23 protein-coding genes are annotated in these 23,937 nt (G+C 68.3%); 22 read left to right on the top strand and 1 reads right to left on the bottom strand.

Translation table 11 applies throughout. The features are described from left to right. Nucleotides 1-73 precede the first annotated feature (73 nt). The 14 genes from C8261_RS11740 to C8261_RS11675 all read left to right on the top strand — a co-directional run bounded on the left by C8261_RS11740 (nucleotide 74) and on the right by C8261_RS11675 (nucleotide 16,199). Nucleotides 74-2,062, top strand: coding sequence for a 3-hydroxyacyl-CoA dehydrogenase NAD-binding domain-containing protein (locus C8261_RS11740; protein WP_107493983.1), 1,989 nt, complete (start codon nucleotides 74-76; stop codon nucleotides 2,060-2,062). A 22-nt stretch (nucleotides 2,063-2,084) separates the two neighbouring features. Next, entirely contained in the window at nucleotides 2,085-2,489 is a 405-nt protein-coding gene (locus tag C8261_RS11735; protein WP_107493911.1) for an acyl-CoA thioesterase, read from the top strand. Beyond that, entirely contained in the window at nucleotides 2,486-3,166 is a 681-nt protein-coding gene (locus C8261_RS11730) for a TetR/AcrR family transcriptional regulator (RefSeq protein WP_107493910.1), read from the top strand. Before C8261_RS11735 ends, C8261_RS11730 begins: the two co-directional genes overlap by 4 nt. Nucleotides 3,167-3,330: 164 nt before the next feature. Continuing rightward, complete coding sequence (locus C8261_RS11725) at nucleotides 3,331-4,959, top strand: fatty acid--CoA ligase (RefSeq protein ID WP_107493909.1); 1,629 nt, start codon at nucleotides 3,331-3,333, stop codon at nucleotides 4,957-4,959. Between the two features lie 72 nt (nucleotides 4,960-5,031). Further along, entirely contained in the window at nucleotides 5,032-7,413 is a 2,382-nt protein-coding gene (locus tag C8261_RS11720) for a 3-hydroxyacyl-CoA dehydrogenase/enoyl-CoA hydratase family protein (protein WP_107493908.1), read from the top strand. A gap of 30 nt (nucleotides 7,414-7,443) precedes the next feature. Next, nucleotides 7,444-8,643 (top strand): acetyl-CoA C-acyltransferase, encoded by a 1,200-nt coding sequence (locus tag C8261_RS11715; protein ID WP_107493907.1) that lies wholly within the window; start codon nucleotides 7,444-7,446, stop codon nucleotides 8,641-8,643. Nucleotides 8,644-8,650: 7 nt separating this feature from the next. Beyond that, nucleotides 8,651-9,166 (top strand): DUF4442 domain-containing protein, encoded by a 516-nt coding sequence (locus tag C8261_RS11710; RefSeq protein ID WP_107493906.1) that lies wholly within the window; start codon nucleotides 8,651-8,653, stop codon nucleotides 9,164-9,166. 256 nt (nucleotides 9,167-9,422) lie between these two features. Continuing rightward, entirely contained in the window at nucleotides 9,423-10,760 is a 1,338-nt protein-coding gene (locus C8261_RS11705; RefSeq protein ID WP_107493905.1) for a Na(+)-translocating NADH-quinone reductase subunit A, read from the top strand. A gap of 3 nt (nucleotides 10,761-10,763) precedes the next feature. Next, entirely contained in the window at nucleotides 10,764-11,978 is a 1,215-nt protein-coding gene (locus tag C8261_RS11700; protein ID WP_107493904.1) for an NADH:ubiquinone reductase (Na(+)-transporting) subunit B, read from the top strand. After that, on the top strand, nucleotides 11,968-12,756 hold the full coding sequence (locus tag C8261_RS11695; protein ID WP_107493903.1) for a Na(+)-translocating NADH-quinone reductase subunit C: 789 nt from the start codon (nucleotides 11,968-11,970) through the stop codon (nucleotides 12,754-12,756). The genes C8261_RS11700 and C8261_RS11695 overlap by 11 nt, the downstream gene beginning before the upstream one ends. Before the next feature lie 2 nt (nucleotides 12,757-12,758). Further along, nucleotides 12,759-13,424: an NADH:ubiquinone reductase (Na(+)-transporting) subunit D gene (locus C8261_RS11690; RefSeq protein WP_107493902.1), complete on the top strand. Its 666-nt coding sequence runs from the start codon at nucleotides 12,759-12,761 to the stop codon at nucleotides 13,422-13,424. Continuing rightward, nucleotides 13,424-14,032 (top strand): NADH:ubiquinone reductase (Na(+)-transporting) subunit E, encoded by a 609-nt coding sequence (nqrE, locus tag C8261_RS11685; RefSeq protein WP_107493901.1) that lies wholly within the window; start codon nucleotides 13,424-13,426, stop codon nucleotides 14,030-14,032. The genes C8261_RS11690 and nqrE overlap by 1 nt, the downstream gene beginning before the upstream one ends. A gap of 15 nt (nucleotides 14,033-14,047) precedes the next feature. After that, nucleotides 14,048-15,271 (top strand): NADH:ubiquinone reductase (Na(+)-transporting) subunit F, encoded by a 1,224-nt coding sequence (nqrF, locus tag C8261_RS11680; protein ID WP_107493900.1) that lies wholly within the window; start codon nucleotides 14,048-14,050, stop codon nucleotides 15,269-15,271. Nucleotides 15,272-15,398: 127 nt separating this feature from the next. Further along, a complete protein-coding gene (locus C8261_RS11675) occupies nucleotides 15,399-16,199 on the top strand; it encodes an enoyl-CoA hydratase/isomerase family protein (RefSeq protein ID WP_107493899.1) in 801 nt (266 codons plus the stop codon). A 40-nt stretch (nucleotides 16,200-16,239) separates the two neighbouring features. Here C8261_RS11675 and C8261_RS11670 read toward each other — a convergent pair whose 3' ends face one another. Further along, on the bottom strand, nucleotides 16,240-17,013 hold the full coding sequence (locus C8261_RS11670; RefSeq protein WP_107493898.1) for a YdcF family protein: 774 nt from the start codon (nucleotides 17,011-17,013) through the stop codon (nucleotides 16,240-16,242). Nucleotides 17,014-17,093: 80 nt separating this feature from the next. Here C8261_RS11670 and C8261_RS11665 point away from each other — a divergent pair, with 80 nt between their 5' ends. The 8 genes from C8261_RS11665 (at nucleotide 17,094) to ubiA (ending at nucleotide 23,931) form a co-directional block, all read left to right on the top strand. Next, entirely contained in the window at nucleotides 17,094-18,380 is a 1,287-nt protein-coding gene (locus C8261_RS11665; RefSeq protein WP_107493897.1) for an O-acetylhomoserine aminocarboxypropyltransferase/cysteine synthase family protein, read from the top strand. Between the two features lie 4 nt (nucleotides 18,381-18,384). Then, on the top strand, nucleotides 18,385-18,930 hold the full coding sequence (locus tag C8261_RS11660; RefSeq protein WP_107493896.1) for a DUF2802 domain-containing protein: 546 nt from the start codon (nucleotides 18,385-18,387) through the stop codon (nucleotides 18,928-18,930). Next, a complete protein-coding gene (locus tag C8261_RS11655) occupies nucleotides 18,927-19,406 on the top strand; it encodes an SPOR domain-containing protein (RefSeq protein ID WP_107493895.1) in 480 nt (159 codons plus the stop codon). Before C8261_RS11660 ends, C8261_RS11655 begins: the two co-directional genes overlap by 4 nt. Nucleotides 19,407-19,480: 74 nt before the next feature. Beyond that, the gene (gene fliW / locus C8261_RS11650; RefSeq protein WP_107493894.1) at nucleotides 19,481-19,924 is read left to right on the top strand and encodes a flagellar assembly protein FliW; all 444 of its coding nucleotides are present in this window, start codon (nucleotides 19,481-19,483) and stop codon (nucleotides 19,922-19,924) included. A gap of 41 nt (nucleotides 19,925-19,965) precedes the next feature. Then, entirely contained in the window at nucleotides 19,966-20,346 is a 381-nt protein-coding gene (locus tag C8261_RS11645) for a RidA family protein (RefSeq protein ID WP_107493893.1), read from the top strand. 19 nt (nucleotides 20,347-20,365) lie between these two features. Then, the gene (gene recG / locus C8261_RS11640; protein WP_107493892.1) at nucleotides 20,366-22,441 is read left to right on the top strand and encodes an ATP-dependent DNA helicase RecG; all 2,076 of its coding nucleotides are present in this window, start codon (nucleotides 20,366-20,368) and stop codon (nucleotides 22,439-22,441) included. Between the two features lie 52 nt (nucleotides 22,442-22,493). Beyond that, the gene (locus tag C8261_RS11635) at nucleotides 22,494-23,051 is read left to right on the top strand and encodes a chorismate--pyruvate lyase family protein (RefSeq protein ID WP_107493891.1); all 558 of its coding nucleotides are present in this window, start codon (nucleotides 22,494-22,496) and stop codon (nucleotides 23,049-23,051) included. Between the two features lie 4 nt (nucleotides 23,052-23,055). After that, nucleotides 23,056-23,931, top strand: coding sequence for a 4-hydroxybenzoate octaprenyltransferase (gene ubiA, locus C8261_RS11630; RefSeq protein ID WP_107493890.1), 876 nt, complete (start codon nucleotides 23,056-23,058; stop codon nucleotides 23,929-23,931). The last annotated feature ends 6 nt before the right edge of the window (nucleotides 23,932-23,937 follow it).

Below are 23,937 nucleotides of genomic sequence, written 5' to 3'. Positions count from 1 at the left end.
GGGCGGCGGCGGGGTCTCTCCCCTGCAACCCGCCAAGGCCCGTGCCCTGCCGTAACCTGGGAGAAGAATGCACATGAGCATGAAGTACAAGCACTGGACGCTGAGCCGCGAGGCCGATGGCCTCGCCTGGCTGCGCCTGGACAAGGCCGGTGCGGCCACCAACACGCTGGCGCGCGAGGTCATGAACGAATTCGACGGCATCCTCGCGGCGCTGGAGTCGGCGCCGCCTGCCGGGCTGGTGATCGCCTCGGGCAAGGAGGCCGGGTTCATCGCCGGTGCCGACATCGAGGAGTTCACCACCCTGGGCAGCGAACAGGCGGTGCGCGAACTGGTCGGCCGTGGATGGGCGCTGTTCAACCGTCTGGCGGCGCAGAAGTATCCCACCGTGGCGCTGGTTCGCGGCCACTGCATGGGGGGCGGACTGGAGCTCGCGCTGGCCTGCCGCTACCGCGTCGTCGTCGATGAGCCGGGCACCCGTCTGGCCCTGCCGGAGGTGATGCTGGGCATCGTCCCGGCCTGGGGCGGCATGCTGCGTCTGCCGGCGCTGATCGGTCCGGCGCTGGCGCTCGACCTGATGCTTACCGGCAAGGGCGTGGATGCACGCAAGGCGCGCCGCATCGGGCTCGCCGACGAGTGCGTGCCGCCGCGGGTGATGGACAGCGCCGCGCGCATGCTCGCCCTCTCGCCGCCGCCGTTGCGGCGTCCGCCCTTCCTCGCGCGCCTCCTCAATGGTCCGCTGAAGGCCGTGGTGGCGGCGCGCGCGCGCAAGCAGGTCGCCGCGCGTGCGCGCCGCGAGCACTATCCCGCACCTTACGCCATCATCGACATCTGGGCGCGCCACGGCGGCAATGCGCTGGCCGTGCCGGCGTCGAGCCCATCGTCGCTGGAGAGCATCTTCCGCTCGCCGACGGCGAAAAACCTGGTCCGCGTGTTCTTCCTCCAGGAGCGCCTCAAGGCCTGGGGCAAGCAGGCCGCGCAGCCGGTGCGCCACGTGCACGTCGTCGGCGCCGGGGTGATGGGGGGCGACATTGCCGCGCTGTGTGCGCTGCGCGGCCTCACCGTGACCCTGCAGGATCAGTCGGTGGAACGCATCGCGCCGGCCATCGCGCGGGCGGCGAAGTTCTATCAGCGCAAGCTGCGCGGTGACGGGAAGGCCGTGCGCTTCGCCCTCGACCGCCTGATTGCCGACCCCCGCGGCGACGGCGTCGGCCGTGCCGATCTGGTCATCGAGGCGATCTTCGAGGACCTCGACGCCAAGCGCGCCCTCTTCGCCGAGGTCGAACGCCGCGCGCCGCCCGGCGCGCTGCTGGCCACCAACACCTCCAGCCTGCGCATCGAGGACATCGCCAGTGCGCTGCAGGCCCCCGAGCGCCTGCTCGGCATCCACTTCTTCAACCCGGTGACGATGATGCCGCTGGTCGAGGTGGTCCGCGGGGCGGACACTGCCGGCGACGCCCTGACCCGTGCCGCGGCCTTCGTACGTGCCCTCGACAAGCTGCCGCTGGCGGTGAATTCGGCGCCCGGCTTCCTCGTCAATGCAGTGCTCGGCCCCTACATGCTGGAGGCCCTGCGCTGCGTCGAGGAGGGCATTGCCCCGGCCACGGTGGACGAAGCCTTGCTGGCCTTCGGCATGCCCATGGGCCCGGTCGAACTGGTCGACAGCGTCGGTCTCGACATCGCCGTGGCGGCCGGCAAGGCGCTTGCCGGGGATGCCGCCGCGCGCGCGCCGCAGCGCCTGCTCGATCTCGTCGCCGCCGGCCATCTGGGGCGCAAGAGCGGGCAGGGCTACTACCGCTGGGAGCACGGCAAGGCTGTCAAGGCGGCGCCGGGCAGCGTCCCCGACGGACTCGCCGAGCGTATTCTCGCTCCGCTGCTGGCCGCCGTGCAGCGCTGTGTGGACCAGGGCGTGGTCGAGGATGCCGATCTGGCCGATGCCGGGGTTATATTCGGTACCGGCTTCGCGCCGTTCACCGGCGGACCGCTGAACTTCCTGCGCCACGGCGGCTTCGCCCGCCGCAGCGGCGGCAGTGCAGCGCTGGTGGAGGCGGCGGCCGTCCGTTGACCCTGCCACCCCGGAGATCCGCATGAGCACCACCCCCGACCCCACCCGTCTGCCCGAACACAAGCAACCCGCGCTGCGCGTGATGCCCATGCCCGCCGACCTCAATCCTGCCGGGGATGTCTTCGGCGGCTGGATCATGGCGATGGTCGACATTGCCGGCGCCATTCCCGCCCGCCGCCGTGCCAAGTGCCGGGTGGCCACCATCGCGGTGAATTCCTTCCTGTTCAAGCAGCCGGTGTCGGTGGGCGATCTGGTCAGCTTCTACGCCGAGGTGGCGTCCGTGGGGCGCACCTCGGTGACCGTGGATGTCGAGGTGTATGCCGAGCGCGACCCCGAGAACCCGGTGGTGGTGAAGGTCACCGAGGCCCGCCTGACCTACGTGGCGGTCGACGACAAGGGGCGCAAGCGCGTCCTCGGTGAGCCATGAGCGCCTCTTCAGCGCAGGCCGCAGCGGCCGCAGGCGTCGAGCGCAGCGATGCGCGGACCCGCATCCTTGACGCCGCCGAGCACCTGTTTACCGAGCGCGGTTATGCCGCCACCTCGATCCGCATGATCACCGGGCGGGCGGGCGTGCCGGTGGCGCTGGCGCATTACCACTTCGGCTCCAAGCAGGGGCTGATGGAGGCCGTCTACCAGCGCGCGCTCGGCCAGCCCGGCAATGCCCGGGTGAACTACCTCGACCGTCTGGAAGCCGAAAGCGCCGGTGCGGCGCTGTCGATCGAGGTGCTGGTGGAGGCCTTCATCACCTCGGCACTGCGCCTGACGCGCAGTGACGGCATTCCCGGTGCGGTGTTCAAGCAGCTCATCGGGCGCGCCTTCTACGAGCCCGGTCCGGGCACCGAAGCCTTCTTTCCGGCCGAGTACGCCGAGGTCATCGACCGCTATCGGCAGGCTTTCATGCGCGCCCTGCCGGCGCTGCCGGAAGCCGATGTGGTCTGGCGGATGTACTTCTTCGTCGGCATCGTCGCCTACGCCATGGCCGGCAAGGACGTGATGCGCATGACGGAGATCTGCGACCTCAAGGAAGCGGGCGACGCCGAAGCCGTGCTGCGCCGGCTGACCCCCTTCATCGTTGCCGGCTTCAAGGCGCCGCCGGCGGGCTGAGGAGGCGCTGACATGAGAAATGGATACGGGGCTATAATCGCGGACGGATTTGAACGACTGTTCAAATCCGGGCCTCGACCGTCCCCGTCCGCTGTACGGGTGTCGCGTGCAGGGTGCGCGCCGAGGGCTCTGCCACCATGCACTGGACAATGAAAGGGAGCGCCATGAAGAGCCACAACATCGCCGTCACGCCGTCCGCCTACAGCTATCCGTTGCTCATCAAGCAGTTGCTGCACGCCCCGAAGGCGTTCGCGCTGGAGCAGGAGATCGTCTATTCCGACCGCCTGCGCATGCGCTACGCGGATCTGTTCGAGCGCATCGGCCGCTTCGGCAGCCTGCTCGGCGAACTGGGCGTGGCGCAGGGTGATACCGTGGCGGTGATGGACTGGGACAGCCACCGCTATCTCGAAGCCTTCTTTGCGGTACCGATGTACGGCGCGGTGCTGCAGACGGTGAACATCCGCCTCTCACCCGAGCAGATCGTCTATACCCTCAACCACGCCGGCGCCAGCGTGCTGCTGGTGAACGCCGAGTTCCTGCCGCTGCTCGCACAGATCCGCGATCAGCTCGATGGCGTGCGCTGCCTGGTGCTCTTGAGCGACGATGCGCAGGCGCTACCGGAAGGCTTTGCCGGCGAGTACGAAGCCTTGCTCGCGGGCTGCAGTGCCGATTTCGACTTCCCCGATTTCGACGAGAACACCCGCGCCACCACCTTCTACACCACCGGCACCACCGGCTTGCCCAAGGGCGTGTACTTCAGCCACCGCCAGCTTGTCCTGCATACCCTCGCGGTCAGTGCCGCGCTGGGACTGTCCCCGGTGCAGGGGCGCCTGCACCGCGGTGACGTCTACATGCCGATCACGCCGATGTTCCACGTTCACGCCTGGGGCGTGCCCTATGTGGCGACCATGGCCGGGGTCAAGCAGGTCTATCCGGGGCGTTACATCCCCGACCATCTGCTGCGCCTGAAGGTCGCCGAGGGCGTCACCCTGTCGCACTGCGTGCCGACCATCCTGATGATGCTCCTGCATGCGCCGGCCGGGCGCGAGGTCGACCTCTCGGGTTGGAAGATGATCATCGGCGGCTCGGCCCTTCCCGGCAGCCTCGCCGAAGCCGCGCTGGCGCGCGGCATCGATGTATTCACCGGCTACGGGATGTCGGAGACCTGCCCCATCCTCACCCTCGCCCAGTTGCCCGTCGACGCCGACCTCAGTGCGCCCAACGTCGATCTGCGTACCAAGACCGGCCGGCCCATCCCCCTCGTCGATCTGCGCACCGTGGATGGCAACATGCAGCCACAGCCGCGCGACGGCCGTGCCGTGGGTGAAGTGGTGGTGCGCGCGCCCTGGCTGACGCAGGGCTACCTCAACAATCCCGAGGCTTCCGAGCACCTCTGGGAGCAGGGCTGGCTGCACACCCAGGACATCGGCCACATCGATGCGCGTGGTTACCTGCAGGTCACCGACCGCATCAAGGACGTGATCAAGACTGGCGGTGAGTGGGTGTCGTCGCTGGAGATCGAGGATGTCATCGCGCGTTGCCCGGGCGTCGCCGAGGTGGCGGTGATCGGCATCGCCGACGAGAAGTGGGGCGAGCGTCCTGCCGCGCTGGTGGTCGTCAAGCCCGGTGCGACGCTCGATGCGGCCGCGGTGTGCGAACACGTCACGCGTTCGGTGGCGGCCGGCCATCTGTCCAAGTTTGCGGTGCCGGAGAAGGTGCTTTTCATCGACGCACTGGACCGCACCAGCGTCGGCAAGATCAACAAGCGCGCGCTGCGTGAGCGCTTCGCGTGAACGGTGGGCTGTCGATTGGCCTGAACGGGGCGCGCCACCGCAGTGCGCCCCCCATTAAATGAGGAGGAGTTCGTGAACAGACTGAATATCCGCAAGGTCGCCGTGCTTGGCGCCGGCGTCATGGGCGCGCAGATCGCCGCCCATTGCGCCAGTGCCGACGTGCCGGTGGTGCTCTTCGACCTGCCGGCGCAGGACGGCAAGCCCAATGCCGTGGTCGACCGCGCGCTCGCCGCGCTGAAGAAGCTCGACCCCGCCCCGCTCGCCACCCGCGACCGCCTGGCCTTCATCGATGCGGCCAACTACGGCAGCGACCTCGAACAGTTGCGCGACTGCGACCTGATCATCGAGGCCATCGCCGAGAAGATGGAGTGGAAGCTCGACCTCTACGCCAAGGTCGCGCCCTACATCCGTGCGGACGCGATCTTCGCCTCCAACACCTCGGGGCTGTCGATCAACGCGCTCGCCGAAGGCATGCCGGCGGCACTGCGCGGGCGCTTCTGCGGCATCCACTTCTTCAACCCGCCGCGCTACATGCCGCTGGTCGAGCTGATCGCTACCCGCGACAGCGATGCGTCCATGCTCGATGCGCTGGAGACCTGGCTCACCAGTCGCCTGGGCAAGGGCATCGTGCGCGCCAAGGACACCCCCAACTTCGTCGCCAACCGCGTCGGCGTGTTCTCCATCCTCGCCGTGATGCACCACACCGCCCGCCTCGGGCTGGGCTTCGACGAGGTGGACGCGCTCACCGGGCCGCGCATCGGCCGCCCCAAGAGCGCCACCTACCGCACCGCCGACGTGGTCGGCCTGGACACCCTGGCGCACGTGGTCGGCACCATGCAGGCCACCCTGCCGGACGATCCCTGGCATGCGCATTTCGCAACGCCCGCGTGGTTGCAGGCGCTGATCGCCAAGGGCGCGCTGGGTCAGAAAACCCGCGCCGGCATCTTCCGCAAGGAAGGCAAGCAGATCATGGTGCTCGACCTGGCGCAGCAGGACTACCGCGCCAGCGCTGGTGAGGTGGCGCCCGAGGTGGACGAGATCCTCAAGCTGCGCGACCCGCGGGAGAAGTTCGCCCGTCTGGCCGCCAGCCCGCATCCGCAGGCGCAGTTCCTGTGGTCCATCTTCCGCGACGTCTTCCACTACTGCGCGGTGCATCTGGGGGCGATCGCCGACAACGCCCGCGACCTCGATCTGGCAATGCGCTGGGGCTTCGGCTGGGCGCAGGGGCCGTTCGAGACCTGGCAGGCCGCCGGTTGGCGCGAGGTCGCCGAAATGGTGCGCGCGGACATCGATGCCGGGCGCGCAATGGCCACTGCGCCGCTGCCGGCCTGGGTGTTCCAGCGTGCCGGCGTGCATGAGGCCGCCGGCTCCTACAGCGCCGCGGACGATGCGCTGAAGGCGCGCTCCGCGTTGCCGGTGTATGAGCGCCAGCTCTACCCCGAGCAGGTCATGGGTGAGGCGCCGCGCGCACGCGGTGACACCCTGTGGGAGAACGACGGGGTGCGCCTGTGGGTGCGTCCTGACCAGGATGCCCGCATCGGCATCCTGTCCTTCAAGTCGAAGATGCATGCCATCGGCGACGAGGTGCTCGACGGCCTGATCGAGGCCGTGGCGCGCGCCGAGCGCGATCTGGACGGCGTGGTGCTGTGGCACGAGGCGCCCTTTGCCGTGGGCGCCAATCTGCAGCAGGTGGCCGCGGCCTGCCAGGCCGGCCAGTTCGACATGCTGGAGAAGACGGTGGCCAAGTTCCAGCAGGCCTCGATGACCCTCAAGCACGCCCAGGTGCCGGTGGTTGCGGCAGTGCAGGGCATGGCGCTGGGCGGCGGCTGCGAGTTCGCCATGCATGCGGCGCACCGCGTGATGGCGCTGGAGAGCTACATCGGCCTGGTGGAAGTGGGTGTCGGCCTTATCCCGGCCGGCGGCGGCAGCAAGGAGTTCGCCCTGCAGGCCCATCGCCTGGCGCAGCGCGCGGCCGGCGGCGACGCCTTCCCCTACGTGCAGACCGCCTTCCAGACCATTGCCATGGCTACCGTGGCGAAGAGCGCGCTGGAGGCCGTGCAGCTCGGCTTTGCCAAAGCGGGGGACGACGTGCTGTTCAACGCCCACGAACTGCTCTACGTGGCGATCCGCCGCGCCCGCGCCCTGGCCGAGGCCGGCTGGCGAGCGCCGCTGGTTGAGCGCCAGGTCGTGGTGGCCGGGCGCAACGGCGTGGCCACCTGCGAAATGATGCTGGTGAACATGATGGAAGGCGGTTTCATCTCGGCGCACGACTACCGTGTCGCCAAGGCCGCCGCCATCGCGCTGTGCGGCGGCGAGGTGGACACCAATGCGCGGGTCTCCGAGCAGTGGATCCTCGACGTCGAGCGCGCGCAGTTCGTCGAGCTGCTGAAGAACGACAAGACCCAGCAGCGCATCGTGCACATGCTGGAAACCGGCAAGCCGCTGCGCAACTGAGCGCGCGCTGCCTGAAAGGAGACAACACAGATGAGCAAGCAGATTCAGGACGCCTACATCGTTGCCGCCACCCGCACGCCGGTGTCCAAGCGCAACGGCATGTTCCGCCACGTACGCCCGGACGACATGCTGGCCCACGTGCTGCGCGCGGTGGTCGGCAAGGTGCCGGGGCTGGACGCCGCCGAGATTGGCGACGTGGTGGTCGGCTGCGCCATGCCGGAAGCCGAGCAGGGCATGAACGTGGCGCGCATCGGCCTCTTGCTGGCCGGTCTGCCGGACCGTGTGCCGGGGATCACCATCAACCGCTTCTGCGCCTCCGGGCTGCAGGCGGTGGCCGATGCCGCCAACCGCATCCGCCTTGGCGAGGCCGACGTGATGATCGCCGCCGGCACCGAGTCGATGAGCGCGATGCCGCAGATCATGGGCAACAAGGTCAGCCTCAACCCGGCGATCTTCGACAAGGCCGAGAACGTCGCCATCGCCTACGGCATGGGCCTGACCGCCGAGAAGGTGGCGGCGAAATGGCAGGTCAGCCGCGACGATCAGGACGCCTTCGCGCTGGAGTCGCACCGCCGCGCCTGCGCGGCGATCGCCAGCGGGCAGTTTGCCGATGAGATCACGCCCTACAGCGTGCGCGTCCACCTGCCCGGCGAAGGCGGCACGGTGCGGGTGGTCGAGCGCCTCTGTGAGCACGACGAGGGGCCGCGCGCCGACGCCACACCGGAGAGTCTCGCCAAGCTGCGCCCGGTGTTCGCCGCGCGCGGTTCGGTGACCGCCGGCAACAGCTCGCAGATGTCCGACGGCGCCGGCGCCGTGCTGCTGATGTCGGAAGCCGCGCTGAAGCGCTACAAGGCCACGCCGATCGCGCGTTTCGCGTCCTTCGCGGTGGCCGGTGTGCCGCCCGAGGTGATGGGCATCGGTCCGGTGGAGGCCATCCCGCGCGCGCTCGCCGCGGCCGGCGTGCAGCTCGGCGACATCGGCTGGAGTGAGCTCAACGAAGCCTTCGCCGCGCAAGCGCTGGCGGTGATGCGCCAGCTCGACATGGACCCGGCGCGGGTGAACCCGCTCGGTGGCGCGATTGCGCTCGGTCACCCGCTCGGAGCCACCGGGGCGATCCGTGCCGCCACGCTGATGGCCGCCATGCAGCGCGACCCGGGCCTGCGCTACGGCCTGATCAGCATGTGCATCGGCACCGGGATGGGTGCGGCCGGGGTGTTCGAGCGCGTCTGAGCCGTCCGTGCGGCCGAAACTGCTCGACCGCGTACCGCCGCGCCTGCGCGCGGCGGTACTGCGTGTCGGCTTCAATCTCTATCCGTCCTACCGCGCCAGCGGCGGGCGGGTGGTGCATGTGGCGCGCGACCTGCGCAGCATCCGGGTGATGCTGCGCCACTCCTGGCGTACGGTGAATCCCGCCGGGGCGATCTTCGGCGGGGCGATGTACGCCGCCACCGACCCGATGTTCGCGATGCTTCTTGCCCTTCAGCTCGACCACGACGTGGTGGTGTGGGACAAGGCCGGGCAGATCCGCCACCGCCGCCCCGGGCGCAGCCACCTCTACGCCGACTTCCACATCGACGAGACCACCGTTGCCGGCGTGCGTGAGGAACTGCGCGAGCGTGGCGAGGCCGAGCGCGTCTTCCGCGTCGAACTGCGCGACGGCCACGGCCGGGTGCACGTCGAGCTGGAAAAGACAGTCTATTGCGCAACCCGGGCGCACTACCGCGAGAAGCTCGCCAGAACCCCCGCGCCCTAGCCGGAAGCTCTCGCCGGCGTTGGGTTCCGGCGTTATTAATCAGATTCTTATGTAGCGTCTGCGGGTCATTCTGGAAACCGCTGGCAGGCGAAAATCGGTGTTCGCCGTGTGCCAGGGCGGCGCAGGTCTTCTATAATTCTGCGGTTTTCTCGTGCAGGGGGGCGGTGCAGCAGGGTCCGGAAACGGGGCTTGCGGCCGCGGGTCGTCTTTGGGGGGCGGCCTTTCCTGCGGTTTCCATCAGTGATTGGGCTAAGCGATGATAAAAATCAAACGCGGACTCGACCTGCCCATCACCGGCGCACCCGCGCAGCGCATCGAGGCAGGACGCCCGGTACGCAGCGTGGCTGTCGTCGGCTTCGACTATCACGGTATGAAGCCCACGATGGCGGTGCAGGTCGGTGATCGGGTCAAACTCGGCCAGGTGCTGTTTTCCGACAAGAAAACGCCCGGCGTCAATTTCACCGCACCGGCCGCCGGTGTGGTCAGTGCCATCAACCGCGGCGAACGCCGCGTGCTGCAGTCGGTGGTGATCGACATCGAAGGCGATGACGCCGAGCAGTTTGCGCGTTACGACGATGCCGCCATCGAGCAGCTTGCCGACCAGCAGGTGCGCGACAACCTGCAGCAGTCCGGGCTGTGGACCGCGCTGCGTACGCGCCCCTACAGCAAGGTGCCGGCAGTCGATGCGAAGCCGGCGTCGATCTTCGTCACCGCGGTGGACACCCACCCGCTGGCCGCCGACCCGGCGGTGATCATCGCCGCCTACCGTGGCGATTTCATCCGTGGCCTGAAGGTGCTGGCGCGCATCGCGCCGCTCTTCGTGTGCGCCGGCGAGCGTGGTGAGGTTCCCGGCGAGGGGCTGGCCAACGTGCGCTTCGAGCGTTTCGGCGGCCCCCACCCGGCGGGCCTGCCGGGCACCCACATCCACTTCCTCGATCCGGTCAGCGCCACCAAGACGGTGTGGCAGATCAACTACCAGGACGTCATTGCCGTGGGCAAGCTGTTTGCCACCGGCCAGCTGTGGACCGAACGCGTGGTCGCCCTCGGCGGTCCGGTGGTCGACAAGCCGCGCCTGGTGGTGACCCGCCTGGGTGCGAATCTCGACGAACTCACCGCCGGTGAGCTGAAGTACGGCAAGAACCGGGTGATCTCCGGTTCGGTGTTCGGCGGGCGCACCGCGCGCGGCGCCTTTGCCTACCTCGGGCGTTACCACCTGCAGGCTTCCTGTCTGCTTGAAGGCGACCACCGCGAGTTCATGCACTACATGCGTGCCGGGGTGAACAAGCACTCCGTGCTCAACATCTTCGTCTCCAAGCTCGCCGGCAACAAGCTCCTCGACTTCACCACCACCACCAACGGCAGCCCGCGCGCCATGGTGCCGGTGGGCAACTACGAGGAGGTGATGCCGCTCGACATCCTCGCCACCCAGCTGCTGCGTTCCATCATCGTCGGTGATACCGAGATGGCGCAGAAGCTCGGCTGCCTGGAGCTGGACGAGGAAGACCTCGCGCTGTGCACCTACGTGTGCGCCGGCAAGTACGAGTACGGCCCCATCCTGCGCAATAACCTCACCCGCATCGAGAAGGAGGGCTGATCGATGGGCGTACGCAAATTCCTCGACGGCATCGAGCATCACTTCGAGAAGGGCGGCAGGTACGAAAAGTGGTACGCGCTCTACGAAGCGGCCGACACCTTCTTCTACCGCCCGGCCAGTGTCACCCGTACCACCGCTCACGTGCGCGACGGTCTCGACCTCAAGCGCATGATGATCACGGTGTGGCTGTGCACCTTCCCGGCGATGTTCTTCGGCATGTGGAACATCGGCTACCAGGCCAACAGCATCTACGCGGTCAATCCCGACCTGCTGGCGGCGCAGACCGACTGGCGCATCGCGCTGATCAGCCTGTTCGCGGGCTTCAACCCGGGCAGCCTGTGGGACAACTTCATCCACGGTGCGGCCTACTTCCTGCCCATCTACCTGGTGACCTTCGTGGTCGGCGGTTTCTGGGAGGTGCTCTTCGCCTCGGTGCGCAAGCATGAGGTCAATGAAGGCTTCTTCGTCACCTCGGTGCTGTTCGCGCTGATCTGCCCGCCCTCCATCCCGCTGTGGCAGGTGGCGCTGGGGATCAGCTTCGGCGTCGTGGTCGGCAAGGAAGTGTTCGGCGGCACCGGCAAGAACTTCCTCAACCCCGCACTCACCGGCCGCGCCTTCCTGTTCTTCGCCTACCCGGCGCAGATCTCCGGCGATGCCGTGTGGACCGCGGTCGACGGCTTCACCGGCGCCACCCCGCTGGGTCTGGTGGCCGCCGGCGGCATGGAGGCGATCGCCGCTTCCGGGCTGAGCTGGATGGATGCCTTCGTCGGCACCCTGCATGGTTCGGTGGGCGAGGTCAGCACGCTGGCCATCCTCATCGGCGGTGCGGTGCTGCTGCTCACCAAGATCGCCGCCTGGCGCATCGTCGCCGGGGTGATGCTGGGCATGGTGGGGATGAGCCTGCTGCTCAATCTCATCGGCTCGGACACCAATCCGATGTTCGCGATGCCGTGGTACTGGCATCTGGTGGTCGGCGGCTTCGCCTTCGGGATGATCTTCATGGCCACCGATCCGGTATCGGCATCGATGACCAGCACCGGCAAGTGGGTCTTCGGGGCGCTGATCGGCATCATGGTGGTCCTCATCCGGGTGGTCAATCCGGCCTTCCCCGAGGGCATGATGCTGGCCATCCTGCTGGCCAACCTGTGTGCCCCCCTGATCGACCATTTCGTGGTTGCGGCCAACATCAAGCGGAGGCTCGCGCGCAATGTCCAATAAGGAATCCACATCCCGCACGCTGGCGGTGGCGCTCGCCGTCAGCCTGGTGAGCTCGGTGTTCGTGGCCGGCGCAGCGGTATCGCTGAAGCCGCTGCAGACCGAGAACCGCCTGCTCGACAAGCAGCGCAGCATCGCCGCCATCGCCGGTATCGGCGGTGCCGAACTGAGTGCGCGCGAACTGCGCGAGCTGTTCGGCACCACCATCCAGGCCCGCCTGGTTGACCTGCAGAGCGGCGAGTTCAGCGACCGCTTCGACGCCACCAGCTTCGACGCCCTGAAGTCCGCCAAGGATCCGCAACTGTCGGTGGTCCTGCCCAAGCGCGAGGACATCGCCTCGATCAAGCGCCGCGAGCAATTCACCACGGTGTATCTGATCGAGTCGCCCGACGGCGGTATCGACACCCTGATCCTGCCCATCCGCGGTTACGGTCTGTGGTCCACCCTGCATGGCTTCCTTGCCATCAAGGGCGATCTCAATACCGTCGCCGGCCTTGGCTTCTACGAGCACGCCGAAACGCCCGGCCTGGGTGGCGAGGTCGACAATCCGCGCTGGCGCAGCCAGTGGGTCGGCAAGCAGCTCTATGACGAGCGCGGCGAACTGGTCGTGCAGGTGGTCAAGGGTACGGTGGACCCGCAGAGCACGATGGTGGACTACCAGGTCGACGGCCTGGCCGGCGCCACGCTGACCAGCAACGGGGTCAACAACCTGCTGCATTTCTGGCTCGGTGAGCAGGGCTTCGGCCCCTTCCTCGCCAGGCTGCGTTCCAAGGAGTCTTGATCATGTCCAAGCTCACTCCCAAAGAAGTCCTGCTCAATCCGCTCTTCAACAACAACCCCATCGCGCTGCAGATGCTCGGCATCTGTTCGGCGCTGGCGGTGACCACCAACCTCAACACCGCGCTGGTGATGTCGATTGCGCTGACCCTGGTGTGCGGCTTTTCCAGCCTCTTCGTGTCGCTGATCCGCAGCCAGATCCCCAGCTCGATCCGCATGATCGTCCAGGTGGTGATCATCGCTTCGCTGGTGATCGTGGTGGATCAGACCCTGAAGGCGTTTGCTTACAGCCTGTCCAAGCAGCTCTCGGTGTTCGTCGGCCTGATCATCACCAACTGCATCGTCATGGGCCGTGCGGAAGGCTTTGCCATGCAGAACCCGCCGATGCTGTCCTTCCTCGACGGCATCGGCAACGGTCTGGGCTACAGCGCGGTGCTGATTGCGGTCGGTGTGGTGCGCGAGCTGTTCGGCGCCGGCAAGCTGTTCGGTGCTCCCGTGCTGCCGCTGGTTACCGACGGTGGCTGGTATCAGCCCAACGGCCTGCTGCTGCTGCCGCCCTCCGCCTTCTTCCTGATCGGTTTCCTGATCTGGGGCCTGCGTGAGTGGAAGAAGGGCCAGGTCGAGAAGAACCAGTTCAAGATGGCCCCGCAGGTCACCAAGGAGGCCTTCTGATGGAACACTATCTGAGCCTCTTCGTCCGTGCGGTGTTCGTCGAGAACATGGCGCTGGCCTTCTTCCTGGGGATGTGTACCTTCATCGCCATCTCCAAGAAGGTCGAAACCGCCATTGGTCTGGGCGTTGCCGTGGTGGTGGTGCAGACCATCACCGTGCCGCTCAACAACCTGGTCTTCCATACCTTCCTCGCCGACGGTGCGCTGGCCTGGGCCGGCCTGCCCGATGTCGATCTGTCCTTCATCGGCCTGCTCTCCTTCATCGGCATCATCGCCGCCACCGTGCAGATCCTCGAGATGCTGCTCGACAAGTACGTGCCCAGCCTCTACAACGCGCTGGGTGTGTTCCTGCCGCTGATCACGGTGAACTGCGCGATCATGGGTGGCGTGCTGTTCATGGTCGAGCGCGACTACACCTTCAGCGAATCGGTGGTGTATGGCATGGGCTCGGGCTTCTCCTGGGGTCTGGCGATCGCCCTGCTGGCCGCCATCCGCGAGAAGCTCAAGTACAGCGACGTGCCGGAAGGCCTGCAGGGCCTGGGCATCACTTTCATCACCATCGGCCTGATGTCGCTGGGCTTCATGTCCTTCTCGGGCGTGCAGCTGTAAGGAGGCAATGACAAGATGAATCCGGAAATCGTACTCGGCATCGGCATGTTCACCGCCACGGTCCTGCTCCTGGCGCTGGTCATCCTGTTTGCCCGTTCCAAGCTGGTGGCCAGCGGCGACGTCACCATCGACATCAATGGCGAGCACAAGCTCACCGTCCCGGCCGGCGGCAAGCTGCTCCAGACGCTGGCCGAAAACGGCCTCTTCCTGCCCTCCGCGTGCGGCGGCGGCGGCACCTGCGCGCAGTGCAAGTGCGTGGTCAAGGACGGTGGCGGTTCCATGCTGCCCACCGAAGAGTCGCATTTCACCAAGCGCGAGGCCGGTGAAGGCTGGCGCCTGTCCTGCCAGACCCCGGTCAAGCAGAACATGGTGGTCGAGGTCCCCGAGGAAGTGTTCGGGGTGAAGAAGTGGGAATGCACGGTGGAGTCCAACCCCAACGTCGCCACCTTCATCAAGGAACTCACCCTGCGCCTGCCCGAAGGCGAGAACGTGGACTTCCGCGCCGGCGGCTACGTGCAGCTCGAATGCCCGCCGCACGTGGTGAACTACAAGGACTTCGACATCCAGGAGGAGTACCGCGGCGACTGGGACAAGTTCAACATGTGGCGCTTCGTCTCCAAGGTGGACGAAACCACCATCCGCGCCTACTCGATGGCCAACTATCCGGAAGAGAAGGGCGTGGTGAAGTTCAACATCCGCGTCGCCTCGCCCCCGCCGGGTCGCGACGACATCCCGCCGGGCAAGATGTCGAGCTGGGTGTTCGGCCTCAAGCCGGGCGACAAGGTCACCGTGTACGGTCCCTTCGGCGAGTTCTTCGCGCGCGATACCGACCACGAAATGGTCTTCATCGGCGGCGGTGCCGGCATGGCGCCGATGCGCTCGCACATCTTCGACCAGTTGAAGCGTCTCAGCAGCAAGCGCAAGATCACCTTCTGGTATGGCGCGCGCTCGATGCGCGAGGCTTTCTACGTCGAAGAGTTCAACAAGCTGCAGGAAGAGAATCCCAACTTCAAGTGGCACCTGGCGCTCTCCGATCCGCTGCCGGAAGACAACTGGACCGGCTACACCGGTTTCATCCACAACGTGCTGTACGACAACTACCTCAAGGACCATCCGGCCCCCGAGGACTGCGAGTTCTACATGTGCGGCCCCCCGATGATGAACGCCGCGGTGATCAAGATGCTGCTCGATCTCGGTGTGGAGCGCGAGAACATCATGCTCGACGACTTCGGCGGCTGATTTCCGCCACCGCCCTGCCCACGCAGGAACAACCCCGGTCAGGTGCCGTGCCTTGCGCGCGGCCCGGCCGGGGCTTATTTTTGTCGCCGTGCCGGCCGTCCGGGGTGGCACGGACAAGGAGAAAGGAATGGCCGGTACGGTACTGCTGAACATCGACAAGGGTGTTGCCACCCTTACCCTCAACCGGCCGGCGGCGCTCAATGCGCTGTCGCTGGAGATGATGGAGGACCTCGGCGAGGCCGTACGCCGGCTGGCGGCGGCGGAAGGTGTCGAGGTGGTGGTACTCACCGGCGCGGGCGACCATTTCATGGCCGGTGGCGATCTGCGGGACTTTGCACGTCATCTCGGTCTCCCCGCCGAGGAGCGCCGTGCGGTGTTCCAGCGCATGATCGAACTGCACATCAACCCCTCCGTGCATGCCCTGCAGGCCCTGCCGCAGCCGGTGATTGCGCGCGTGCGTGGGGCCTGCGCCGGCTTTGGGCTGTCGCTGGTGCTGGGTTGCGACATGGCGATCTGCGCCGACACCACGGTGTTTACCACCGCCTATGCGGCGATTGCGCTGTCCGGCGATGGCGGGGTGTCATGGCTGCTGTCGCGCACGCTGGGGCGACGCAAGGCGGCCGAGTTGCTGCTCCTTGGCGAACGCTTCGATGCCGCCGAAGCGCTGCGTCTGGGGCTGGTCAACCGGGTGCTTGCCGACGATGCGCTGGACGCCGGATGTGCCGCGCTGGTGGCCCGCCTGCAGGCTGGTCCGCGCCACGCCTACGCGGAAATCAAGCGCCTGCTGGGCAGCGCCGGGGAGCTGCCGCTGGGGCCGCAGTTGCAGGCCGAAGCGGAAGCCTTCGCGCGCTGCGCGGCCACCGCCGACTTCGCCGAAGGGGTGAGCGCCTTTCTCGACAAGCGCAAGGCGGTTTTCCGCGGTAGCTGAGCGGCACCGGGCGTGCTCGCGATGATTCCTGCACAGGCGCTCAGCGGCTGATGCGGTAGGCCAGCCGCCCCAGCCATTCGTGAGTGGCGAACCAGCCGGCGTGGGCGGCTCCCGCGCCTGGGAGGAAGTCGAGCGCGTGGGGCGGTTCGCCGGCACCACCGAGCCAGGCCGTCGGTGCGGCGATGACCTCGACGCCGGCGGCCTCGAACTCCGCTCGACTGCGTGCCATGTGCGCCGCATGGGTGATCAGGGCGATGCGCTCGATGCCGGCGGCACGCAGCAACACCGCTGAGTGGCGGGCGTTCTCACGGGTGTCGCGGGAGGCGGTTTCCGTCCACCGCACGTCGACACCGAACTCGTCCACCAGGGCCTGTTCCATCAAGCTTGCTTCGGGCACCTTGCCGGTCGGCGCGCCGCCGCTGACCAGGACCGGCAGGCCGCTGCGGCGCGCCAGCCAGGCGCCGTAGCGCACCCGTTCCAGACTGTGGTGATTGAGCGTCTCGCCACCGAACTCGGGGCCGTAGCTGCGCTTGCCGCCGCCGAGGACGACGATGGCCTGGGCGCGTGCCAGTTCGTCCGTGCTCACCGCGCGTGGCGGCTCCAGCGGGCGCAGTGCGAGGCCGACGGTGACCGGCGTTGACAGGGCCAGTGCCAGCAGCAGCCCGCCCCAGGCCAGCACCCGCGCGCTGCGCGGGCGGCGCTGCCAGAGCAGCAGGCCGAAGGCGATCAGCAGCAGCGGTCCGAGTGGCGGCAGGATGGCCGCGGCGAGCAGTTTCTTGCTCCAGAACAGCACGGTGGCGGGGTCGAAGCTCATCACGGTCAGCGCATCTGCATTGTGGTCGGGGAAGGGCGCCGTTATTATCCCCGCAATCCATTCTCAATGCCCGAGCTCCCATGCCCGATCACCGCTACGGTATCGAATCGCTCTGCCTGCATGCCGGCCAGCAGCCCGATGCGGTGACCGGTGCGCGCGCGGTGCCCATCCACCAGACCACCTCCTTCGTCTTCGATTCTCCCGAGCATGCTGCGTCGCTGTTCAATCTGGCGACCTTCGGCAACGTCTATTCGCGCATCTCCAATCCCACCGTGGCGGTCTTCGAGGAGCGCATGGCGGCGCTCGAAGGCGGGCGTGCAGCACTTGCCACCGCCTCCGGGCTGGCGGCGCAGATGACCGCACTGCTCACCCTGTGCCGCGCCGGCGACGAGATCGTGGCCGCGCGCACCCTGTACGGCGGCAGCTATTCCCAGCTCGACGTCTCGCTGCGCCGCCTCGGCATCGTCACCCATTTCGTCGATGCCGACGACCCCGCGGCTTTCGCCGCGGCGATCAATGAGCGCACCCGCGCCGTCTATGGCGAGATCATCGGCAACCCCGGACTCAATGTGCTCGATATCGGCGCGCTCGCCGAGGTCGCCCATGCCGCCGGCGTGCCGCTGATCGTCGACAGCACGCTGGCCACGCCCTACCTGTGCCGGCCGTTCGAGCATGGCGCCGACATCGTCGTCCATTCGGCGACCAAGTACATCGGCGGTCACGGCACCACGCTGGGCGGCGTGGTGGTCGAGAGCGGGCGTTTCCCGTGGGACAACGGGCGCTTCCCGCACATGGTCGAAGCTTCCGACGGCTATCACGGCGTACGCTTCTTCGAGACCTTCGGCGACTTCGCGTTCACCATGAAGGCACGCATGGAGACCCTGCGCACCTTCGGCCAGGCGCTTTCGCCGTTCAACGCCTTCATGCTCCTGCAGGGGCTCGAGACCCTGCACGTGCGCATGGACCGTCATGTCGCCAATGCACGTGCGGTGGCGGAGTTCCTGCAGCAGCACGCGGCGGTGGCGTGGGTCCGATACCCCGGCCTGGCGGGCAGCGCAGATGCCGCCCTGGCTGCGCGCTACCTGCCGCGCGGTGCCGGGGGCATCCTCAGCTTCGGCATCCGGGGCGGCCAGCCGGCGGGCGAACGCTTCATCGCTGCGCTGCAGATGTTCAGTCACCTCGCCAATGTCGGTGATGCCCGCAGCCTGGTGATCCACCCCGCGTCCACCACCCACCGTCAGCTCTCCGCCGAGGCCCAGTGTGCCGCCGGTGTACCGCCCGACATGGTGCGCCTGTCGGTCGGCATCGAGAGCATCGAAGACATCCTCTGGGATCTCGACCAGGCCCTTGCCAGGGCAGGAGGCTGAGGCCATGAATCTGCGCGTGCTGCTGGTCCCGGTGGTGCTGATCCTGCTGGCCTACATCGTCTGGCAGCTCCTGCTGGCGCTGCGCGAACGCCGCGCCGCCGCGGCCGCACGGCGGGCGCTGCCGGACGAGGCCGGCAGCGCAGAGGACAGCGCGGACGACGATGGCTTCGACTACGCACCGGCCTTGCGTGCCGCGCCGGCCGAGGACGGGCCGCCTGCCGCGGCGGAGAAGGCCCCCGCGGCGGCGGAGAGCTTCCAGCTCGAACTCGACGTCCAGCAGCTGCGCCGTGACGTCCTTCGCCTGCAGGCCGAGGAGCAGGCCCGGCGCCAGGAGGTGATCGCCCTCAACGAGCAGGTGCAGGCCCTGCGCGAGCAGGTCGAGGGCCTGCAGGCCGGGCACGGCGTGTCGCCGGAGTACAACGAGGCGCTGGTGCTGGCCCGGCGCGACTATGACGCCGCGGCAATCGCCGATCGTTGTGGCATCTCGGTGTCGGAGGCCGAGCTGGTGCGCTCGATGACGCGCCGTGACGACAGGGGAGGGGAAGGATGAGTGCGCTCCGGGAGGAAGGATCCGCGCGGACGGCCAGGCCGCTGCGCCGTGCCGCGTTGGCGGGCGTTGCCGCGCTGCTGATCGGCGCGCTGCTGTGGCTGGCCGGCGGCGACGAAGAGGCGCCTGCGCCTGTCGCCGTTGAGGTGCCTGTCGCAGTACCTGCCGCGCCACCGGCGCCGGCCCCGGTGGCGGAGACGCCGGCGCTGCCGCCGCTGGAGGTGCACGAGGTCGTCGAAGTGCCGGTGGCGCTGGCCGGCGGTGCTGGCGCTCACGTCCTGCAGCTGGGCGTGTTCGGAGCGCGTGAGAATGCCGAACGCCTGCAGGCGCGTCTGCGCAGTGCCGGCTTCGAGGCCCGCCTGGAGACGCGCGTGGTGCTCGGCCCCTTCGCCGAGCGCAGCGAGGCCGAGGCCCAGCAGGCCGCCCTGCGCGCCGCCGGCGAAGGTGTCGGCATCGTCGTCACCCCGCGTGCGCCTTGAGAAGTCCGGCCGCGGTGCGGCGGGCTGCTATAGTTGCAGACATCAGTTCATCATCCACAGTGAGGAGAGCAGGCATGAAGATCGACAGCACCGAGTTCGGCACTTTCGAGGTCAGCGAGGACAAGATCATCGATTTCCCCGCCGGCCTGCCGGGTTTCGAACAGTGCAAGCGTTTCGCGCTGGTGCACGAGGAAGGCTCCGAGGTCGCGGTGCTGGTGCTGCAGAGTGCCGATGACCCCGATGTCGCCTTCTCCCTTGCCGATCCGGCGACGCTGGGCATCCATTACGAATTCGCCCTCAGCGACGAGGAGTCCGCCCTGCTCGGCCTTGCCAAGCCCGAGGATGCACTGGTCACCGTGATCGTGCGCAAGGACGGCAGCGATGCCGGTTCGCCGACCACCGCCGGGCTGCGTGCCAACTTCATGGCCCCGGTGGTGATCAATGCCGCCGGCCGCCGCGGGCTGCAGAAGGTGTTCACCAAGGTCGGCTGCGATATCACCCTGCGCGCCGGCGACTGAGCGCCTCCGGGCATCTCCATTCCCCATCCACAGGTCGTTTCATGAGCCGTTCGATCATCTCCACGCCGGCCGCGCCCGCGGCCATCGGCACCTATTCGCAGGCCGTGCGCGCCGGCGACACCGTGTACCTGTCCGGGCAGATCGGGCTCGATCCGGCGAGCATGCAGCTCGCCGACGGTTTCGAAGCCCAGACCGTGCGCGTCTTCGAGAACCTCAAGGCGGTCGCCGAAGCTGCCGGCGGCACCCTCGCCGACATCGTCAAGCTCAACCTCTACCTCACCGATCTGGGCAACTTCGCCACCGTCAACGAGATCATGGCGCGCTATTTCAGCGCCCCCTATCCGGCGCGTGCCGCGGTAGGGGTGAAGGCGCTGCCGCGTGGTGCCGAGGTTGAGGCCGACGCGGTGCTGGTGCTCGGCTGAGTCCGGCGGGCAGTGTTGCATGGCGCGTGAACGGGCCGCGCCGCGGCCCGCTGCAGCGCCCGGCTGGCCGGGAGTAGGGGCCCAGCTCGCCGCTCGCCTGGCCAAGCTGGACATCCGCGCGCCGCGCGACCTCCTGCTCCATCTGCCGCTGCGCTACGAGGACGAGACCCGGCTGACCGCGATCGCCGTCGCCCGTCCCGGCTTCCCGGCACAGATCGAGGGTGAGGTGGTGAGCTGCGACGTCACCCTGCGTCCGCGCCGCCAGCTCGTCGCGCACATCGCCGACGCCTCCGGCACGCTGGTGGCGCGCTGGCTGCACTTCTACCCCTCGCAGCAGAAGCTGCTCGCCCCGGGGCGCCGCGTGCGTCTGTTCGGCGAGGTGCGCGGGGGCTTCTTCGGCAGCGAGATGGTGCATCCCCGCGTGCACCCGGTGAATGCCGGCGAAAGCCTGCCGGAAGCGCTCACCCCGGTCTACCCGACCACCGCCGGGCTGGGGCAGGCGACCTTGCGCAAGCTCATCGACCGCGCCCTCGCCAGCGAAACCGTCGCCGAGGTCCTGCCGCCCGCGCTGTGCGCCCGCCTCGGGCTGCCCGGGCTCGCCGAGGCCCTGCGCGCGCTCCACCACCCCTCGCCGGAAGTGCCGGCCAGCGTGCTCGAAGACCGCCAGCATCCGGCCTGGCGGCGGATCAGGTTCGAAGAGCTCCTCGCCCAGCAGATTTCCCTGCGCCGCGCCTACAACGCCCGCCGCGCCCGTCGTGCGCCGGCGCTGGCGGCCGGCGACGGCCTCGCCCGCCGCCTGCTCGCCGGCCTGCCCTTTGCACTCACCGCGGCGCAGCGCCGCGCGGTGGCCGAGATTGCCGCCGATCTCGCCGTGCCGCATCCAATGCAGCGTTTGCTGATGGGGGACGTCGGCAGTGGCAAGACCATCGTCGCCGCCCTGGCGATGCTGCAGGCCGTGGATGCCGGCTACCAGGCGGCACTGATGGCACCCACCGAGATTCTTGCCGAACAGCATTGGCAGAAGCTCTCGCAGTGGCTCGCCCCGCTCGGCATCGAGGTCGGCTGGCTCTCCGGCAGCCGCGGCAAGCGCGCCCGCGCGGCGGAAATGGCCCGCCTTGCCGACGGCGAGCTGATGCTGGCGGTGGGCACCCACGCGCTCATCGAGGACCCGGTGGCCTTGCCGCGCCTCGGCCTCGCGGTGGTGGACGAACAGCACCGCTTCGGCGTCCGTCAGCGCCTGGCCTTGCGCGAGAAGGGCGCCGCCGGGGCCCTCGGTCCCCACCTCCTGATGATGTCGGCGACCCCTATTCCGCGCACCCTGGCAATGAGCCATTACGCCGATCTCGACGTCTCGGTGCTCGATGAACTGCCCCCCGGGCGCACGCCGGTGATCACCAAGCTGGTCTCGGACGCCCGCCGCGGCGAAGTGATCGCCCGTGTCCGCGCCGGCTGCGCTGAAGGCCGCCAGGCCTACTGGGTGTGTCCGCTGATCGAGGAGTCCGAAGCCCTGCAGCTGCAGACCGCGCAGGATACCTACGACACCCTGGTGGCGGCGCTGCCGGAACTGCGCATCGGCCTTGTCCACGGCCGCCTCAAGCCCGCCGAGAAGTCCGCCACCATGGCGGCCTTTGCCGCCGGTGAGGTGCATCTGCTGGTCGCCACCACCGTGATCGAGGTCGGTGTGGACGTGCCCAACGCCAGCCTGATGGTGATCGAGCACGCCGAGCGCTTCGGCCTCGCCCAGCTGCACCAGCTGCGCGGCCGGGTCGGGCGCGGCAGCGCCGCCTCGGTGTGCATCCTGCTCTATGCCCAGCCGCTGTCGCAGAGCGGGCGGGCGCGTCTGAAGGTGATCTACGAGAACAGCGACGGTTTTGCCATCGCCCGCGAGGACCTGCGCATCCGTGGTCCGGGAGAGTTCGTCGGCGCGCGCCAGAGTGGCCTGCCATTGTTGCGCTACGCCGACCTGGAGGCCGATGGCGATCTCCTCGAGGCCGCCCGCGAGGCCAGTACCAGCCTGCTGCGTGACCATCCCCAGGCCGCTGCAGCGCTGCAGGAGCGCTGGCTGGGGGGGCGCGAAGGCCTGCTGCGCGCCTGAAGGGCAGACGCCGGCGCTGGTATGATGCGCCCGGCCCCCAAGTTGATCTTCCATGCACACCCGACTTCACCGCGAAACCTGGCTGCGCCGCCCGCCGCGCGCCACCGTGCCGGCTGCGCTGCGTCCCTGGCTCACCGATCCAGGCTCGCTGACCGCGCGCATCCGTGCGCGCTGCGGGAACTTCCGCGTCCACGTGCTGGCCCAGCAGCTGGCCTTGCCGCAGCGCGACGAAGCCCGCCTGCTCGGTCTGAGCGGCGACGAACTGGCCTGGGTGCGCGAGGTGCTGCTGCTCGCCGATGGCCGTGCGGTGGTGTATGCGCGCTCCGTGCTGCCGCGCCACAACCTGCGCGGCGCCTGGAACCTGTTCCACGGCATCGGTGCGCGCCCGCTCGGCGCCGCGCTCTTCGCCGATCCGCGCATCGCCCGCCAGCCGCTGGCCTGCGCCTGTCTCGATACCCGCGATGCGCGCTATCATCATGCCGTCGCGGCCCTCCCCGGTGTCGCCCTGCCGGCGCGCTTGTGGGCCCGGCGCTCGGTGTTCCTGCTGCGCCGCCGCGCCCTGCTGGTGAGCGAAGCCTTCCTGCCGGCGATCCTCGACCTGCCCCGCTGATCCGATGACCCTTGCCCACCGCTTCCCCCTCTACCTGCGCCTGATGCGCCTGGACAAGCCGATCGGCATCCTGCTGCTGCTGTGGCCCACGCTGTGGGGGCTGTGGGTGGCCGCGGAGGGCTTTCCGCCGCTTCATGTGCTGGCGATCTTCGTGCTCGGTACAGTGCTGATGCGCTCGGCCGGCTGCGTCATCAACGACTATGCAGACCGCGATTTCGACGGCCATGTCGAGCGCACCCGCAATCGCCCACTGGCCACCGGCGCGGTGAGTACCCGCGAGGCCCTGCTGCTTGCCGGGGCGCTCGCGCTCGCCGCCTTCGTGCTCATCCTGCCGCTGCCGGCGCTGGTGCTGTGGCTGTCCATCCCGGCGCTCTTCCTCGCCGCCAGCTACCCCTTCACGAAACGCTTCTTCGCCATTCCGCAGGCCTATCTGGGCATTGCCTTCGGCTTTGGCATCCCGATGGCCTTCGCCGCGCTGCGCGGCGAGGTGCCGGCCATCGCCTGGCTGATGCTCGCCGCCAACGTCTTCTGGGCAGTGGCCTACGACACCGAGTACGCCATGGTGGACCGCCCCGACGATCTGAAGATCGGCATCCGCACCTCGGCGATCACCTTCGGACGCTTCGACGTTGCCGCGGTGATGGCGTGCTACGCCGCCGCCTTCGCACTGCTCGCCGCCGCCGGCATGCTTGCCGCGCGTGGGCTGCCCTTTTTTGTGGGGCTGGCAGCGGGCGTGGCGATCTCCCTGTATCACTACACGCTCATTCGCGAGCGCGAGCGCGCTGCCTGCTTCAGGGCCTTCCTGCACAACAACTGGGTGGGTGGGACGATCTTTGCCGGGTTGATGCTCGATTACGCGCTGCAGACAGCCCTCACATAAAGGACT

This window comes from Pseudothauera lacus, assembly GCF_003034845.1.
In the GTDB taxonomy this organism is placed as follows: Bacteria; Pseudomonadota; Gammaproteobacteria; order Burkholderiales; family Rhodocyclaceae; genus Pseudothauera; species Pseudothauera lacus.
Note: the sequence above shows the minus strand (reverse complement) of the source record. Positions and strands in the feature narration are given on the sequence as shown.

Excerpts from the sequence above, each read along its gene's own strand:
- nqrE (WP_107493901.1), top strand. The coding sequence starts at position 13,424 with ATGGAACACTATCTGAGCCTCTTCGTCCGTGCGGTGTTCGTCGAGAAC.
- fliW (WP_107493894.1), top strand. The coding sequence starts at position 19,481 with ATGAAGATCGACAGCACCGAGTTCGGCACTTTCGAGGTCAGCGAGGAC.
- C8261_RS11660 (WP_107493896.1), top strand. The coding sequence starts at position 18,385 with ATGAATCTGCGCGTGCTGCTGGTCCCGGTGGTGCTGATCCTGCTGGCC.
- C8261_RS11695 (WP_107493903.1), top strand. The coding sequence starts at position 11,968 with ATGTCCAATAAGGAATCCACATCCCGCACGCTGGCGGTGGCGCTCGCC.
- C8261_RS11675 (WP_107493899.1), top strand. The coding sequence starts at position 15,399 with ATGGCCGGTACGGTACTGCTGAACATCGACAAGGGTGTTGCCACCCTT.
- C8261_RS11670 (WP_107493898.1), bottom strand. The coding sequence starts at position 17,013 with ATGAGCTTCGACCCCGCCACCGTGCTGTTCTGGAGCAAGAAACTGCTC.
- C8261_RS11725 (WP_107493909.1), top strand. The coding sequence starts at position 3,331 with ATGAAGAGCCACAACATCGCCGTCACGCCGTCCGCCTACAGCTATCCG.
- C8261_RS11735 (WP_107493911.1), top strand. The coding sequence starts at position 2,085 with ATGAGCACCACCCCCGACCCCACCCGTCTGCCCGAACACAAGCAACCC.
- C8261_RS11730 (WP_107493910.1), top strand. The coding sequence starts at position 2,486 with ATGAGCGCCTCTTCAGCGCAGGCCGCAGCGGCCGCAGGCGTCGAGCGC.
- recG (WP_107493892.1), top strand. The coding sequence starts at position 20,366 with ATGGCGCGTGAACGGGCCGCGCCGCGGCCCGCTGCAGCGCCCGGCTGG.
- C8261_RS11700 (WP_107493904.1), top strand. The coding sequence starts at position 10,764 with ATGGGCGTACGCAAATTCCTCGACGGCATCGAGCATCACTTCGAGAAG.
- C8261_RS11715 (WP_107493907.1), top strand. The coding sequence starts at position 7,444 with ATGAGCAAGCAGATTCAGGACGCCTACATCGTTGCCGCCACCCGCACG.
- C8261_RS11655 (WP_107493895.1), top strand. The coding sequence starts at position 18,927 with ATGAGTGCGCTCCGGGAGGAAGGATCCGCGCGGACGGCCAGGCCGCTG.
- C8261_RS11635 (WP_107493891.1), top strand. The coding sequence starts at position 22,494 with ATGCACACCCGACTTCACCGCGAAACCTGGCTGCGCCGCCCGCCGCGC.
- C8261_RS11665 (WP_107493897.1), top strand. The coding sequence starts at position 17,094 with ATGCCCGATCACCGCTACGGTATCGAATCGCTCTGCCTGCATGCCGGC.
- C8261_RS11645 (WP_107493893.1), top strand. The coding sequence starts at position 19,966 with ATGAGCCGTTCGATCATCTCCACGCCGGCCGCGCCCGCGGCCATCGGC.
- C8261_RS11690 (WP_107493902.1), top strand. The coding sequence starts at position 12,759 with ATGTCCAAGCTCACTCCCAAAGAAGTCCTGCTCAATCCGCTCTTCAAC.
- C8261_RS11705 (WP_107493905.1), top strand. The coding sequence starts at position 9,423 with ATGATAAAAATCAAACGCGGACTCGACCTGCCCATCACCGGCGCACCC.
- nqrF (WP_107493900.1), top strand. The coding sequence starts at position 14,048 with ATGAATCCGGAAATCGTACTCGGCATCGGCATGTTCACCGCCACGGTC.
- ubiA (WP_107493890.1), top strand. The coding sequence starts at position 23,056 with ATGACCCTTGCCCACCGCTTCCCCCTCTACCTGCGCCTGATGCGCCTG.
- C8261_RS11740 (WP_107493983.1), top strand. The coding sequence starts at position 74 with ATGAGCATGAAGTACAAGCACTGGACGCTGAGCCGCGAGGCCGATGGC.